The sequence below is a fragment of the Vibrio profundi genome (assembly GCF_043642225.1).
Lineage (GTDB): Bacteria > Pseudomonadota > Gammaproteobacteria > Enterobacterales > Vibrionaceae > Vibrio > Vibrio profundi_A.
Map to the genome: position 1 here is coordinate 190,080 of NZ_JBHZSF010000001.1, position 14,683 is coordinate 204,762.

Below are 14,683 nucleotides of genomic sequence, written 5' to 3' on the forward strand. Positions count from 1 at the left end.
CTTTCCTGCTATCAGTGAACAGAGATAACTATGTCTAAATATCAACAAGCAAAACGTGTTGTGCGCGATTACTTCGACGCCATGGAAAACGCAACCCCTGAAAATGTAGAACAAGCCCTCAAAGCGCACACATCAGAAGATTATCTTTGGCGGGGTGTCTACCCTTTTCGAGAACAAGTGAGTGCACAGGCGGCGGCTGAGACTTTCTGGTCACCGCTAATGAAATCCATCACTCGTATGCAGCGTCGTCAAGATATCTTTATCGGAGGAAATAATGACGTTGCCCCTGAAGAGATTTGGGTAATGAGTATGGGCCATTTTATGGGGCTATTTGATGCCGAGTTCCTGGGTATGCGCCCTACCGGCAAGATCGTGAATATCCGCTACGCCGAATTTAGTTGTGTCCAAAACGGTAAGATCACCAAAACGGGGCTATTTCTCGACTTGTTGGGCATGATGGATCAAGCCGGCTGTTACCCACTACCGCCTTCAACAGGGAAACACTTCGTCTACCCGGGACCTCGTAACCACGATGGGCTTTTGTTCGAAGATGCAGCGCCTAACGAAGGCCAAGCTACACTGGCTCTCGTCAATCAAATGGTCGATGACCTATCTACTCTGAACGACAGCGGCGCGATGGGGTGCCCACCAGAGGTACTAGAAAAGAGCTGGTCTAAAGATATGATTTGGTATGGTCCATGTGGTATCGGTGCGTCTTACACGATCCCTCGTTACCAACAACAGCATCAGCTACCGTTTCGCAATAACTTAAAAGACAAAAAGTTTAATGGCCACGTTTGTCGTTTCGCAGAAGGTAACTTCTCTTGCTTTTTTGGTTGGCCAAACCTGTCGAATACACCTATCGGTGGTTTCTTAGGAATGCCCGGCGGTGAGATCCGTGCAGACATGCAAGTGGTCGATGTTTACTACCGGGAAGGTAACAAGCTATCAGAAAATTGGGTACTGATTGACATCCCCTATTGGCTAAAACAACAAGGGCTCGATGTTTTCGAGCGCACTCAACAAATAGTCAATCCTTCTCTATAAGTGAGTTTACAATTGCTCGCAGATTTCAGTCGCTCGGCGGCTGAAATCACCCAAACCTTCATATCGATGATTAAGATATTCATTAACCACTGATTTAACTTTCTACAGCAATCGGTTCTTATATTGCTCTGGGGTTTGACCAGAATATTTCTTAAACATTGAAATAAAGGGGCTAGCTTGGTTATAACCAAGTGTGAGGGCAACTTCTTTAACCGATTGACCATTCCTAAGTAGATCCATCGAATGCAAGTATCGCACTCTCAGCCGCCATTCAGTAAAGCTCATTCCTAATTCACTTTGGCAATGACGTGCCAACGTTCGCTCTGTGGTGTGCACGCGATATGCCCACTGTTTTAAAGACACATCTTCCGTTGGATTCTCTTCTATTGATGCCAGAATTGGCGCGAGATACTTATTGTCGCTCGAAGGCAAGAAGTGATGAGCCACCTCTCGTTCCGACAATTGATCCAGCAACACTTGCACCAAACGTTGGTCTTGCTCCGATTGAGCCACATTGACTTCTCGTAATCGAAAATCATCAATGATTGAGGTGACAATAGAAGTAACTTTGATGAGGCTTGTTTTCTCGGGCAAGTTTTGAGTCAGTTGAGGCGCAATATTTAACGAACAGTAATCTAACGGCTTTCGATTATAACTGCAGTGCATCACGCCAGCCGGCACCCAAATAGCAAGATGAGGAGGAGCGAGAAAGCGAGTACCTTCTGCTTCCATTTCAAGAATACCACCACTGATCAACTGCACTTGCCCCCAAGAATGACTATGAACTCTGGTTTCAGTATTAGAAAGAAATGCTTCAAAATTCATAAATACGTTGGATGGTGCTTTATCGATTGATAACGAGGGGTGAAGATTTCTTGGGTGCTTTTTCAAACTTGTCTTCCTATCGCGTCTAATGTCTTTTTGAAGATACATACAATTAATACGACCTGTCAAACTTGTCTCACTCCAACAAAATGCGACGGTAATCACATGAACTATCTTCTTCCGCTACTGACTGTATTCATCTGGGCGGTTAATTCTATTGTGAACAAAATGGCAGCCAGTGTTATTGAACCTAGCGCCATGAGTTTTTATCGTTGGTTCTTTGCCATGCTAATTCTGACCCCTTTTTGTATTCGTTCTGTTCAAAAGCAGTGGCACATCATTAAACCAAACCTGTCAAAGCTCGCTTTTTTAGGGTTCCTTGGCATGGTGCTCAATCAGTCACTTGGCTACTACGCAGGCATGACCACAACGGCTTCTAACATGGCATTGATCACTTCGTTAGTACCATTAATCAGTGTTTTTATCAGCGTGCCTCTGCTTAATAAATCCATATCTGCCCTGAGCATTGTAGGCGGTGCAATTTCATTATCTGGTTTAGCGCTGATGTTAGGTGAAGGGGATCCGCTCTTTTTCCTACATCAAACCGTCACTCAAGGGGACGGACTCATGTTAATTGCCGCCTGCGTCTACGCGACATACTGCGTGCTACTCAAACGATGGAAGATGCCTATCTCAAATTGGGTGGTAATTTACATTCAAGGCTTGTTTGCGGTCGCCATGCTTACGCCGCTTTGGTTAAGTAGCGAGCAGCTATTACCAACCCAAGGATCACTGCCTTTGATCGCCTACGCTGGATTGGCGGCCTCTGTATTAGCACCATGGATGTGGGTTAAAGCAATTGACGCGATTGGTGCGGACTCTAGCGCAATGTTCATGAATTTACTTCCGGTATTCGCCATCGCCCTTGCCGCAACGTGGCTTGGTGAGCGCATACATCAATTTCATATTATGGGCGGAGTAATGGTCATTTTAGGCGTGGTTCTATCGCAAATCAGACGAAATCACGCAAAACAAGCGTTGCTCGTCACACCCGAAGTGAAGCCGCAAGTTTAATCACGTAGACGAAATTTCGATAACCTAATCAGTCAAAATCATAAGTGCGGATATGCTCGTTGTAGCGCAGGTTTTAGGGCGAACCATTCAGTTCGCCCTTTCGTTTCACTAACAATCATCCCTAAACGCTCATTTTTCGATACTAGAACGCTCTATTTGTATGAATTTTCCTTTCCTCACCGTACACTATGAGCAGAAACTCTATAAAGGAATAGATTGTGAAAGCGGTAAAACGTCATCAGGAAATAATTGAATTAGTACAGACTCATGGTTTCGTCAGCACCGATGAACTAGTGGAGCGCTTTGACGTTAGTCCACAAACCATTCGTCGAGATCTCAATGAATTAGCCGATCTGAATAAGCTGCGTAGAAACCACGGTGGTGCAACGCTCGCTTCTAGTTCAGAGAACTCCTCTTATCAATCTCGCCAGGTTTCTTCTCAAGATGAAAAAGAAAAAGTTGCGACGGCACTGGTTAAGCACATTCCTAATGGTGCCACGTTGTTCATTGATATCGGTACGACACCTGAAGCCATTGCCCGCGCCCTGCTAAAAAGCCATGAGCAACTTCGCATCGTGACGAACAACATCAATGTGGCCACCATTCTGATGACTAAGCCTGACTTTAAAGTTATTTTGGCAGGTGGAGAGGTTCGAAATATTGATGGTGGTGTAACGGGTGAAGCGACTCTAGATTTCATCTCACAATTCCGTTTAGATTTCGGTATTTTGGGGATCAGCGGCATTGACCATGATGGCTCACTACTGGATTTTGATTACCATGAAGTAAGAGTAAAACGTGCGATTATTGAAAATAGTCGATGCGTATTACTTGGCGTTGACCACACTAAGTTTGGTCGTAATGCAATGGTGAAACTGGGAAGCATCTCAGACATAGACCGCATCTTCACCGACATTACTCCACCAAAAGAAATCGCGGCAATTGCCTGTGAAAATGACGTCGCCATTGAAGTGGTGTAAGTACACACTTCTCGACTAGCCTCATGTTTTCGTTGAATACATAACGCACAAAACGTGCGTTATTTCAGCAAACAGACGCAAAGCTCAAACTCTATCACTGCAAGTTGATGCTATTCACATTACTTCACCTATAATTCTGACATAAAGATTTATTACCGAACTGAAGTCTCAGGTTTAAACTTCAATGAAAGAAATACTTAGGTTAATCGAAGAAAACCGTGAAATTACCAGTCATGAGCAGCTTGAAGATACCCTGCTACAACTGACCAATATTATCGGTCACGAATATTTTTTATTTGGTTTAGCGTTACAGCCCAATCTCAAGGATAGTGAAATCCTGATGACGGATAACTACCCAGCTTCTTGGCGCGAGCAATACGACGAATCAGGCTTTATGCATGTCGACCCAATTGTGTCTTATAGCATGCAAAATTTTCTTCCAATCAAGTGGGATGATGTAAAGCAACACAGTGAAGAAGGCACTGAAATTTTTGAAGAAGCACGATGTAACGGCTTAAAGAAAGGGTTCAGTATCCCCATTCATGGCTTAAGAGGCGAGTTTGGGATGATTAGCTTTGCGACCTCAGACACGAAATCTTACGACCTCAATAACCCGAACATCATCATGTCTCAATTGATTGTGCCTTTGATCGCATCAAACATTGATAACATCGCTAAAAATCACAGAGACTCAATCAAGCCAGTGGTATTAACGGCTCGTGAAAACCAATGTCTGACTTGGGCCGCAGAAGGTAAAAGTGCATGGGAAATCGCGACCATCATTGGGTGCTCAGAACGTACCGCGAAATTCCATATCGGTAACGCATGTAAAAAGCTCAACGCGAACAACCGTTATCAAGCAATTACCAAAGCGATACTTGGTGGGCATATTCATCCTGCTGTCTAACTTTTACAGCCTACGCTTCATCGCTGAAAAATATGCTCCGATATCAGAGCATATTAACGGGAAATACCCTCTCTTTCTCTCAAGCTAAACCGTCACCAAGGCCGAGTTTTCTAATCCTCGTTTACGGATTTATGAATGAGAGTAATCAAGCGTTAAGCCTTCCAATTTACTCAATGAACACACTTTCTTTGTATTGTCTGTTCATTGGAATATGCAGCGCGACCGAACGCGTGCTACCAAGCATATGTACTTTGCCGTCCCCAATCCTAGAAGACGGAATTTTCATGCGATTGATAAGCTTTTCAACGGCAGCAGACGTCACGGTCACATAAGAATCAATATCATGCTCTTGTGCATGCTCGTATAAAGATTGAAACATCTTAAGCGTGACGTTACTGACCCCTCCCACTCGCTTCGAATAGTCCTTATCTACGGCAAAACGACTAAGCTCATATATACGTTCGCCAGTCGGTGCCGTTTGAACGCCAAGTAACTCGGGAAAAGTATCTTTAAGCATGTATGAATCGGTCGTTGGTAAGATTCTCCAACACCCCACCAAGTGCCCACCATCTTCTTTCGCATAAAGATAATGCGCTTGTTCAACATCGTATTGATCCGTTTCCATTCCGTGCTGAGTTTCCAGATCCCACTGCAATCGACCATGAAATACTTTGAATCTGAGCTTCAAAAGATCATGGTAATCTGAAGTCGGGATTTTCGTTAAGTTATGAGAATGTATAGAAATTGTCATGTTTTTGTCTCCTTTATAGTGGAAACAAAAACCTAGTTGATAAACGAATCAATTAAACCTGTCCGATCGGACAGTTTCTCTGAGGGAATAATTAAAATAAAATTCTAGTGACTGATCGAATAACTAACAATCAGTTGGCGAAAATATTGGGTACTACTCTAAAAAATAATGAGTACCTTTCAGGCTTAGAAAAACACCTAGCTTCGGCTAGGTGTTTTTTTTATGGTTCGACGAAAGAGAAACGTTAGGCGACTCGATATTGAGGCTCTAATGTACTCACCCCTAATCCACTCTTTTTCGTTACTTTCAATTGAACCGGAATACGCTCTTTCATCGCTTCGATGTGACTGATCACCCCGATCATTTTGCCGGAAGCATTGAGGTTATCTAAAGCGTCGAGCGCAATGTCTAAAGTTTCGGCGTCAAGCGTACCAAAGCCTTCATCTAAGAACAGAGAATCGATACTGGTCTTGTGACTCACTAAGTCAGACAAGGCAAGCGCCAATGCTAAACTCACCAAGAAGCTCTCACCGCCTGACAAGGTTTTGGTGTCACGGACCGTATCGCCCTGCCACGTATCTAATACAGAAAGCTCTAACCCTTCTCCATCTTTACGCTGCAATAAATAACGACCATGCAAACGCTCTAGCTGCTTGTTCGCCAAATACACTAAGTTATCAAGCGTCAAACCTTGGGCAAACTTACGGAACTTGTCGCCTTTTTGAGAACCAATCAATGAATGCAAGTACTGAATATCATCATACTGTGCGCGGTAGTTTTCAATCTGCTCAAATAAGGCTTGCTGCCCTTCTCTGCGCTTGCGATCCGACTCTAATTCGTTACTGATCTCGCCCGAACGTTTTACACTAGCATCAAAGCTCTGTTGCTGAAGTTCTATGTTCTCAATGACCTGTTCAAGACTCGTCTTCAGCCATTCCGCCGCTGACTCTGCTTGCTCAAGCTTATCAAGCTCTCTTTGACTCGCGTTAACCACAGCCAAACACGCGTCCAACTGTTTATGCAGCCTTAATTTCAGTTGCGATAAAGTGTGCTGTTCTTGTTCACTGATTAATGAATCCAAAAACGCTTGTTGATCAGCAAACGGGCTGCTTTCCAGAATTTGATGCCATGTATCTCTTTTCTCTTTGAGCTCAGAACCAGCACTCGCAATATTGTCTGACAGCATTTGATTCTCTGCTTTGGCAGTATGAAGTTCCGCCTCTTGAGCGCTCATCAAGGTCGATATCGCTTTTAACACGCTTTCACATTCCATGAGCTTCTTGGCAGACTCTTCTCTCGCTGCCTTAATCCTTTTATCACCAAACAACCTTGCACGTTCCTCTGTTTGCTTAACGCGCTCCTGAGCCAAGCTATCGATAGAGGTTTGTAAATCAGCGACTTCACGTTCTCGCTCAGTGATTGATTTAGATGTATTGGCAACGTCGGCCTCTAATATCGCTAACTGCTTACGGCCGTCATGAAGCTCGGCAGAAGAACGCTGCCAAGCTTGCGCATCCTTGTGTTTCTGATCAAACCAAACGTCGATCGTTACCGATGCATCTACATGCAATCCGTGACTTTCTATGCTTTCCCTTAAACTCGTTTCGAGTTCCATGACCCCTTTATTCAATTCCATTATCTGAACTTGGGTCGTGTGTAACTCTTTCGCTAAAGATTGCTCGGTTTGCTGATCGAGTTTTAGCTGGCTTAACGCAGTTTGCAGAGCCAGTTGAGCCTTATTAACCGTTTCCCCAGCTTGATGCGCGCCCTTCTCGGCAGCAACGATCGCATTAAGCTTGGTAACGAGCTGTTCTCTGCTCTGTTCAAACTCACTCATCAGGCGTTCTATGTGTTCTGGCTGTGTGATATCAAGCGTCACTGATAAGATTCCACACTGGTTCTGCCAATTATTGACTGATTCAACGATTTGCCCGTTGAGCAAATCGATTCGCTCAGAAAACTCCGCTTTTTGCCGATTAAGAGCCTCAAGTTCCGCGGAAATGTCGCGCCCAGTTTGTTCGGTTTTCTCAAACTCTAATTGCGCTTGGCGCTTCTGTTCGAGTAACTCACTTTGGCTAGCAAGAGAGCCGTTTTCAAGCTTAGGGTGCTCTAATGAACCACACAGCGGACACTCCGAATTAGGCGCTAACTGAGCACGATAATGCGCCAAGTGTTCCTCTTGTGAAATCAATAACTCCATTGATTGAAGTAACTGCTTTTGCGTCTGATAATGCTGCCTCAGCTGTTCTCTTTGGCGCTCTAGCTCTTGCTGCTTACCTAGGCTCTGCTGTACCCACTGCTGCTTATTTTGAACTTCAAGCGTGAATTGATGCCATTGAGATTGAATGCTCGATAGCGAATGCTTCATCGCAATCTTGTTAACCAAGCCACTGAGCTGATTTTCTAATTCAGTTTTTGATGAACCTTGAGCAAGTTGACTCAATTGTTGCTGAGCTTGATTAGAAAGAACAATCGCCGATTGATGGTGTTGCTCCATTTGTTCTGCTTGCTGTTGAGAAGCCTTCAACGCAAGCGCATGCTGTTCAACTTTCTGATGAAGCGCGAGCTCTTCTTGCATCACTTGCTGAGTTTTAGCGGTGTCCCGAAGCCATTGACCATGCTGCGCTTTCCAACTTTCTAGCTGAACTTCCACTTTTTCATCCGCGGCGTTCTGCTGTAAATACTGCTCGAGACCGGTGATATCTTGCGTTAGTTTAATCGCATTTTTTTCATATACAGATAGCGACTGTTTCAGCTCTAGAATCACCTTGGACTGCTTGCTGTGCTGGCTCGCCGCCGACTCGCTTTGCTGAGCCAATTGTTCAATTTGGCTATCTAATGGTTGTACTTGCTCCGTGATCAGCGCCTCTTGGGCAGACTGTTCCTGTTTAGCAACCGCTAGCTCTTGCTCACGAGTGGAATAGTTTGCTTTCGTCTCAACCAGATGCTGCTGCGCCGATTCAAATTTCGTTTGTTTCACAGGCTGCTGAGCAAGCAATTCACGATGGCGGGTATCTGACTCTTTCCACAGGGAGTAAGGTGCTCGCAACTTTTCAGCCGGTTCACTATTTGCTAATCGGTCTAGTTCAGGCTTAGCATCAGAAGCTTCTTTCTGAGCCGCTTGATATGCCAGTTGAGACTTTTCTAATTCAAGTACTTCTTTATTCTTTTGTTCCCACCACTGCTTGTGTGCGGCCAATTTATCGATTTCTTGCTTAAAATTAGCTTGTTTCGCTTCAACGTCAGTCAGCTCCGACGTAAATTGCTCAATCTGCTCTACGCTCAAGAGTTGTACCCCTTGAGCTTGAGATTCAAGTTGTGCCAACGTTTGTTTTGCTTCGCTAAAATGCTTATGAACGCTTTCCGAAATTAGCCCGTAAATTTCAGTACCAGTTAACTCTTCTAATAACTCTGCTCGTTCTGCTTCTTTCGCATTTAGGAACGCCGCAAATTGCCCTTGAGACAGCATCATAGATTTAGTGAAGCGCGCAAAATCTAAACCGGTAAGAGACTCAACCAACTCGGATTTTTTCTTCACTTGAGTCGCAAGTACTTTTCCAGACTCCGCCTCTGCCAGCTCAACTTGTGCAGCTTGCAAGTTACCATCTGCTTTTCCGCGTGAGCGTCTCATACTCCAAAAGGCACGATATGCCTTTCCTTTGACTTCGAACTCCACCTCAGAGAAACACTCAGCCGTTCCTCTGGTCATAATTTCATTGCTGCTGGTAGAGAGTGCGCCTAAGCGCGGCGTACTGTGGTAAAGCCCTAAACAAATTGCATCAAGCAGCGTCGTTTTACCCGCCCCAGTAGGGCCGGTGATGGCAAACAGTCCATTGTCGGCAAATGGGGATTGAGTGAAATCGACTTTCCATTCGCCTTTCAGTGAGTTCAAGTTACCAAAGCGTAACGTCAAGATTCTCATTGTGCCGGCTCCTGATCTTCAATGTCGGATACGATTTTCTGGAAAGTTTGGGTGATGCGAGTGCGTCTTTGCTGCTCTGCCTCTCCCTCAAACTCTTCAAGATCCAAGCGCTTACTAAACACATCAAATGGGGTCAATTCGGCTAACGTTTCATTGTTTGCTTGCTTTAATGAAGCTGAATAGCTTTCACGAGAACGTCGTAACTGCAGCACTTCAATCGTCGTATCTTCTACCAATTGCTGAATACGATTTTGCAGATCTGATAGGAAGTCTTGCACTTGTACTTCAACCGATACCCAAACGCTTTGCTCTTGGTTCTCGTCAGCTAATGCTTTCAGCTGAGACTCGATAGCTCCCAAATCACCTTTTAGGCTGTACATCGCCTGAAAGCGTGGCACAGGGACAGGTGTGATCTTGTCTAACTCACCATTTTCAAACTCAACCACCACCACTTGTTTTTCAGACTTAAGCTCATCGAAACTCAAAGGAATAGGAGAACCGCTATAACGAATGTGCTGCTTTTTGGCGACCACTTGCGGACGATGAATATGCCCTAACGCGATGTAATCTGCCGCAGGGAAACCTTTTGCGTCAAAGCCATCCAATGTACCGATATAAATATCACGTACAGATTCTGTCGCTGTAACCCCTAAAGCGGTGAGGTGACCAGTCGCGATAATAGGAACATTCAGATTGTTTTGTTCTCGTCGCTCACAAGCGCGGCTATGAAGCGCGTGGTAGTGCTGCTCAATCGCTTTGCCCAAGGCTTGTTGCTTTTGGACACCAGAATCACCGGCCTGACTGCTGACAACATCACGCGCGCGAACAAAAGGCACAGCACACAAATACGCCCCAACCTCAGCTCCCGACTTTAATTCGATGATCTGCTCATCTAATGCCTCAGAAGTATTCGCAATTACATGGGTATTCAAGCAGGCAAGCAGTTGCTTGGACTCGTTCAATGTCGAAACCGAATCATGATTTCCACCCAAAACAACTAACTGGCAACCCTGACGATTCAAGTCGACAACGAATTGGTTATACATTTCACGGGCATAACTAGGCGGAGCGCCGGTATCAAAGACATCGCCAGCGACAATAACCGCATCGATGCTTTGTTGTTCTACAAGCTGCAAAAGCCACTTTATAAAAGCAAGGTGTTCGTTTTTACGGCTTTTTGTAAAGAAATTCTGGCCTAGGTGCCAATCTGAAGTATGAAGAATACGCATAAGGATTACTTTCTTATTAGAGTCGATCAATTGTGCCAAGTTAATCTTGGGGTTAAAAGAGAATCTCTACTTTAATTATGTGAGTTAAGGCGCTATTGTTGCTAGTAAGTAATGCTTTTGTTACTAAAAGGCTGAAACAGTCTGGAATCAAAGAATAATAAGTAAAATTAGGAAGACGCATGAGCAGTAGTCAAAATAGAGCAAATGGACAACGCGAAGTAACTTTACGCTTTTTAGCTGAACCGGGTGACGTGAATTTTGGGGGAAAAGTTCACGGCGGCGCTGCAATGAAATGGATCGATTTAGCGGCTTACGCTTGCTCGGCCGGCTGGAGTGGTAAGTATTGTATTACCGCTTATGCAGGGGGCATTCGTTTTGTTGCACCAATCCATGTGGGCAACTTGGTAGAGGTTCGTGCTCGCGTCATTTATACCGGTTCGTCATCCATGCATATTGGCATTGATGTGCAAGCAAGTGATCCAAAAGAGCTCAACAATCGCCTCACTACACACTGTATTGTTATCATGGTTGCCGTTGATGAAAATGGCAATCCAACAAAAGTGCCAGAATGGGTACCTGAAACTCCAGAAGATATTGAAATGCGAGACTCCGCGGTACGTTTAATGAATATGCGTAAGCAGATTGGCGAAGAAATGGAAGCACACGTAAAATACTTAAAATAGCCAACTCATTTAAATTTCATATGAATGATTTAAAACGAGCACTTACCTGCTCGTTTTTTTTGATGGAACATCACCTTATTGCGCTTCTTTTCATCGGTTAAGTTAGCTTGTCATCAATTCGTCATTTTGCTTTGTTTTAATCCTGTTTCTTCTAATGGATGTTTCGTTAAATCAGGAGCAAAGCGTGAGCCTCACCTCAACAACTCTCAGTGAATCGACTTTAAGTAATCTAAAAGCCGTTGAGTACCAATGGGTTCGAACTTTATATGTAGAAGGCTACAACAGCGAAGAAATCAACCACTACATCCAGGCCTGCTTTGGTGGAGACACCACATTTGCTGATCTGTTCCGCAAGGTCGCACTCGATCAAGAAAGCATCTACGTATTACTTCAGTATTTAGGCTGCGCGCCCTCTAGCCGAGAGTTCTAACGACCCTTATCTCTAATTTTTATGCAACAAAGAGAGTGGTTACATATTAATCATTGAAGTCTCACGCAGCAAAATTTAAGTAACCTATCAATAAGCCCCTCTCAGAATATACTCAACTGCGACATTCAGAAGACGAAAAAAAACCCAAGCCACATAAGTGCTTGGGTCTTAGTTACAACAACTATTAGCTTGCATGGGGTAAGGATCCCAGCTAATAGCCAGCTATACGTAACGTAGTGTCTGGGTTTTATTACTGATCGGCGGCCAAACCAAATGATGTAATAAAATGCCATTAGTAGAGCGACCTAAGGCCGCTCTTATCTTTTTTATTCTGCTATACCTTATCCTTTCACACCACCAGCAGTCAAACCACCAACTAACCAACGCTGTGCAAGTAAGAATACAATTGTAATCGGTAACGCTGAAAGAACAGCCGCTGCAGCAAAGTCACCCCACAAGTAATTTTGCGGGTATAAATACTGTTGCATACCTACAGCTAATGTATAAGAGTTTACATCAGAAAGTAGTAATGATGCCACAGGAACTTCACCTACCACACCGATGAACGACAGAATAAACACCACAGCCAAGATAGGAACCGACAGTGGTAATAACACTAATTTGAACGCTTGCCACGGAGTCGCACCATCCAAAGCAGCCGCTTCTTCTAGTGAATTATCAATGGTTTCGAAGTAACCTTTGATTGTCCATACGTGTAATGCAATGCCTCCTAGGTAAGAGAAGATCAGGCCTCCATGCGTGTTCAAACCTAAGAATGGAATATATTGACCCAGCTTATCAAACAGCGCATAAATCGCGACTAACGCTAGAACAGCAGGGAACATTTGGAAAATCATCATGCCTTTTAGGATGGTCTCTTTTCCTTTAAAGCGCATACGAGCAAAAGCGTAAGCAGATGTTGTAGAAAGCGCAACGATAAGAATCGAGGTGATGCCCGCCACTTTTACTGAGTTCCATAACCAAGTTAACACAGGGAACGGTGGAGGCGTGACGCTGCCATCAGCGTTGGTCACAGAGATCCCTAATGCTAGCTTCCAGTGCTCCAATGATGGATTATCTGGGATCAAGCTACCCGTTGCGAAGTTACCCTCACGGAAAGAAATCGCAATGATCATCAGTAGTGGGAAAATAATCATCGCTAAGAAGCACCACAATGCAATATGCGTTGCCCATACTCGGTATTTAAGGTTTTTACCTTGTACCATAGCCATAGTTGTTGCTCCTTAATCTTGAGACAGTTTAGTGAAACGTAGGTTGAGTAACGCTAGAGCACCAACCAATAGGAAGATAAGTGTTGCGATAGCACTTGCTAGACCAAAGTCTTGACCGCCACCGCCTTCAAACGCGATTCGGTACGTGTAGCTCACCAATAAGTCGGTGTAACCAGCAGGCTCAGAAGTGCCAATCATGTTCGGTCCACCTTGGGTCAATAACTGAATCATTACAAAGTTATTGAAGTTAAAGGCAAACGCCGCAATCAGAAGTGGTGTTAATGGCTTAATCATCAATGGGAATGTGATGTGTCTAAAGTTATCGATAAAGTTAGAGCCATCAATTGCCGACGCTTCGTACAAATCTTCTGGAATCGCTTTTAACAGACCCATACAAAGGATCATCATGTACGGGAAACCTAGCCATGTGTTGACAATAAGCACCATGGTTTTGGCTAGAATCGGATCAGAGAACCAGTTCGGGCTAATACCAAATAAACCTTCAAGCACTACATTGATTTCACCAAAACTTTGGTTGAATAAACCCTTAAAGATCAAGATAGAGATAAATGCTGGTACAGCATAAGGCAGAATCAGTAGCACACGGTAGATTGCGCGCCCTTTTAGCTCTTCCCATTGAACGACGCTTGCGAGTACCAAGCCAATAACCAGCGTTAGCGCAACTGTCACAACAGAGAACACAACTGTCCAAATGAAGATGCTAATGAAAGGCTCTTTGATCCCTTCATCTTTCCATACACGCTCAAAGTTATGTGTACCGACATCAACAATAAAACCTGGAGAAACCATGTTACCAATAAATTGACCATTACTGTCAACTGGTTGGTAGAAACCCACTTCCATGTTTGGCTTCAACGTTTCTTTTGTTTCATTGTTAATCAAAGTTTCACCATCTGCCTGCAGCTCGTATAACGGAACAACAGCCGCAAACTTACGTAAGCCGCTCATGCGGATATCGTCACCATTAGGTAAATGGAAATCCACGCTACTTAGTGCTGCACGATTTTTGATGATCGCTTTGATTTTTTCTTTTGTTCCATCCACGCTATCCACTTCAGCGAGATCCATATCAGATGAACCTAGGCTCTGCAGTGAAAAAGTATCGGTGGCGAGTAACTTATCCCCTTTCTGAACAGCGATACGGTGACCATCCTCTGTCTTATACAGAGTAAATGGGTAGCTATCGCCACTTTGGTAAGTTCTATCCATTAATACAGATTGAGTTCTTTCCAAAGAAAGTTGGTTTTTCGCACTATAGTTTGTGAATGCTAACCCGACGGTGTAAGCCAATGGGAAAAGAATGAATAAGATCATTCCGGCAATACCAGGGTAAATATAGCGATGGGCGTAAGTTTTCTTACTGCCAAAAATAAAGAGTGCCAGAGCGGTTAAAATCACAGTAAGCAATGCGAATGCGAGCTCACCGCGAGAATACATAAGAATAGTTGCGTAGCCGTTGACCAGACCTACCGAGCCTAATAATCCCCATTTGATGAAGACACTTTTGCTTGAGGGTAGATTTGCTGGTGCTGAGATAGCATCTGTACCTTGAACTGACTGCATAGAGGAACCTGCTAACGAT

General features: G+C 44.2%; 12 protein-coding genes. 6 read left to right on the forward strand and 6 right to left on the reverse strand.

From position 1 onward, the window contains the following. Positions 1-30 precede the first annotated feature (30 nt). On the forward strand, positions 31-1,047 hold the full coding sequence (locus ACHUFI_RS00955) for an ester cyclase (protein ID WP_394246248.1): 1,017 nt from the start codon (positions 31-33) through the stop codon (positions 1,045-1,047). 102 nt (positions 1,048-1,149) lie between these two features. Here ACHUFI_RS00955 and ACHUFI_RS00960 read toward each other — a convergent pair whose 3' ends face one another. Then, the gene (locus tag ACHUFI_RS00960; RefSeq protein ID WP_394246249.1) at positions 1,150-1,938 is read right to left on the reverse strand and encodes an AraC family transcriptional regulator; all 789 of its coding nucleotides are present in this window, start codon (positions 1,936-1,938) and stop codon (positions 1,150-1,152) included. A gap of 99 nt (positions 1,939-2,037) precedes the next feature. Between ACHUFI_RS00960 and ACHUFI_RS00965 the strand changes: the two genes are divergently transcribed. The 3 genes from ACHUFI_RS00965 to ACHUFI_RS00975 all read left to right on the forward strand — a co-directional run bounded on the left by ACHUFI_RS00965 (position 2,038) and on the right by ACHUFI_RS00975 (position 4,833). Beyond that, positions 2,038-2,946 carry a DMT family transporter gene (locus ACHUFI_RS00965; RefSeq protein ID WP_394246251.1) on the forward strand — a complete coding sequence of 303 codons (909 nt, stop codon included), beginning with the start codon at positions 2,038-2,040 and terminating at the stop codon, positions 2,944-2,946. Between the two features lie 218 nt (positions 2,947-3,164). Continuing rightward, positions 3,165-3,926 carry a DeoR/GlpR family transcriptional regulator gene (locus tag ACHUFI_RS00970; RefSeq protein ID WP_394246252.1) on the forward strand — a complete coding sequence of 254 codons (762 nt, stop codon included), beginning with the start codon at positions 3,165-3,167 and terminating at the stop codon, positions 3,924-3,926. 184 nt (positions 3,927-4,110) lie between these two features. Next, positions 4,111-4,833: a LuxR family transcriptional regulator gene (locus ACHUFI_RS00975; RefSeq protein WP_394246254.1), complete on the forward strand. Its 723-nt coding sequence runs from the start codon at positions 4,111-4,113 to the stop codon at positions 4,831-4,833. 166 nt (positions 4,834-4,999) lie between these two features. Here the strand turns inward: ACHUFI_RS00975 and ACHUFI_RS00980 are convergent, their stop codons facing one another. The 3 genes from ACHUFI_RS00980 to sbcD all read right to left on the reverse strand — a co-directional run bounded on the left by ACHUFI_RS00980 (position 5,000) and on the right by sbcD (position 10,735). Next, positions 5,000-5,584 carry an acyl-homoserine-lactone synthase gene (locus ACHUFI_RS00980; RefSeq protein ID WP_394246255.1) on the reverse strand — a complete coding sequence of 195 codons (585 nt, stop codon included), beginning with the start codon at positions 5,582-5,584 and terminating at the stop codon, positions 5,000-5,002. A 244-nt stretch (positions 5,585-5,828) separates the two neighbouring features. Next, positions 5,829-9,506, reverse strand: coding sequence for an AAA family ATPase (locus tag ACHUFI_RS00985; RefSeq protein WP_394246257.1), 3,678 nt, complete (start codon positions 9,504-9,506; stop codon positions 5,829-5,831). After that, on the reverse strand, positions 9,503-10,735 hold the full coding sequence (sbcD, locus tag ACHUFI_RS00990) for an exonuclease subunit SbcD (RefSeq protein ID WP_394246258.1): 1,233 nt from the start codon (positions 10,733-10,735) through the stop codon (positions 9,503-9,505). The genes ACHUFI_RS00985 and sbcD overlap by 4 nt, the downstream gene beginning before the upstream one ends. A gap of 179 nt (positions 10,736-10,914) precedes the next feature. On the opposite strand from sbcD, the gene ACHUFI_RS00995 reads away from it, so the two are divergent. Further along, entirely contained in the window at positions 10,915-11,418 is a 504-nt protein-coding gene (locus ACHUFI_RS00995; RefSeq protein WP_394246260.1) for an acyl-CoA thioesterase, read from the forward strand. Positions 11,419-11,602: 184 nt separating this feature from the next. Continuing rightward, positions 11,603-11,848 carry a hypothetical protein gene (locus ACHUFI_RS01000; protein WP_394246262.1) on the forward strand — a complete coding sequence of 82 codons (246 nt, stop codon included), beginning with the start codon at positions 11,603-11,605 and terminating at the stop codon, positions 11,846-11,848. Between the two features lie 341 nt (positions 11,849-12,189). Here ACHUFI_RS01000 and malG read toward each other — a convergent pair whose 3' ends face one another. Continuing rightward, on the reverse strand, positions 12,190-13,080 hold the full coding sequence (gene malG, locus ACHUFI_RS01005) for a maltose ABC transporter permease MalG (RefSeq protein WP_394246263.1): 891 nt from the start codon (positions 13,078-13,080) through the stop codon (positions 12,190-12,192). A 12-nt stretch (positions 13,081-13,092) separates the two neighbouring features. Beyond that, positions 13,093-14,664 carry a maltose ABC transporter permease MalF gene (gene malF / locus ACHUFI_RS01010; RefSeq protein WP_394246265.1) on the reverse strand — a complete coding sequence of 524 codons (1,572 nt, stop codon included), beginning with the start codon at positions 14,662-14,664 and terminating at the stop codon, positions 13,093-13,095. Positions 14,665-14,683 lie beyond the last annotated feature (19 nt).

Coding starts and splice junctions, on each gene's coding strand:
- ACHUFI_RS00965 (WP_394246251.1), top strand. CDS start 2,038: ATGAACTATCTTCTTCCGCTACTGACTGTATTCATCTGGGCGGTTAAT.
- ACHUFI_RS00995 (WP_394246260.1), top strand. CDS start 10,915: ATGAGCAGTAGTCAAAATAGAGCAAATGGACAACGCGAAGTAACTTTA.
- ACHUFI_RS00980 (WP_394246255.1), bottom strand. CDS start 5,584: ATGACAATTTCTATACATTCTCATAACTTAACGAAAATCCCGACTTCA.
- malF (WP_394246265.1), bottom strand. CDS start 14,664: ATGCAGTCAGTTCAAGGTACAGATGCTATCTCAGCACCAGCAAATCTA.
- ACHUFI_RS00955 (WP_394246248.1), top strand. CDS start 31: ATGTCTAAATATCAACAAGCAAAACGTGTTGTGCGCGATTACTTCGAC.
- sbcD (WP_394246258.1), bottom strand. CDS start 10,735: ATGCGTATTCTTCATACTTCAGATTGGCACCTAGGCCAGAATTTCTTT.
- ACHUFI_RS00975 (WP_394246254.1), top strand. CDS start 4,111: ATGAAAGAAATACTTAGGTTAATCGAAGAAAACCGTGAAATTACCAGT.
- ACHUFI_RS00985 (WP_394246257.1), bottom strand. CDS start 9,506: ATGAGAATCTTGACGTTACGCTTTGGTAACTTGAACTCACTGAAAGGC.
- malG (WP_394246263.1), bottom strand. CDS start 13,080: ATGGCTATGGTACAAGGTAAAAACCTTAAATACCGAGTATGGGCAACG.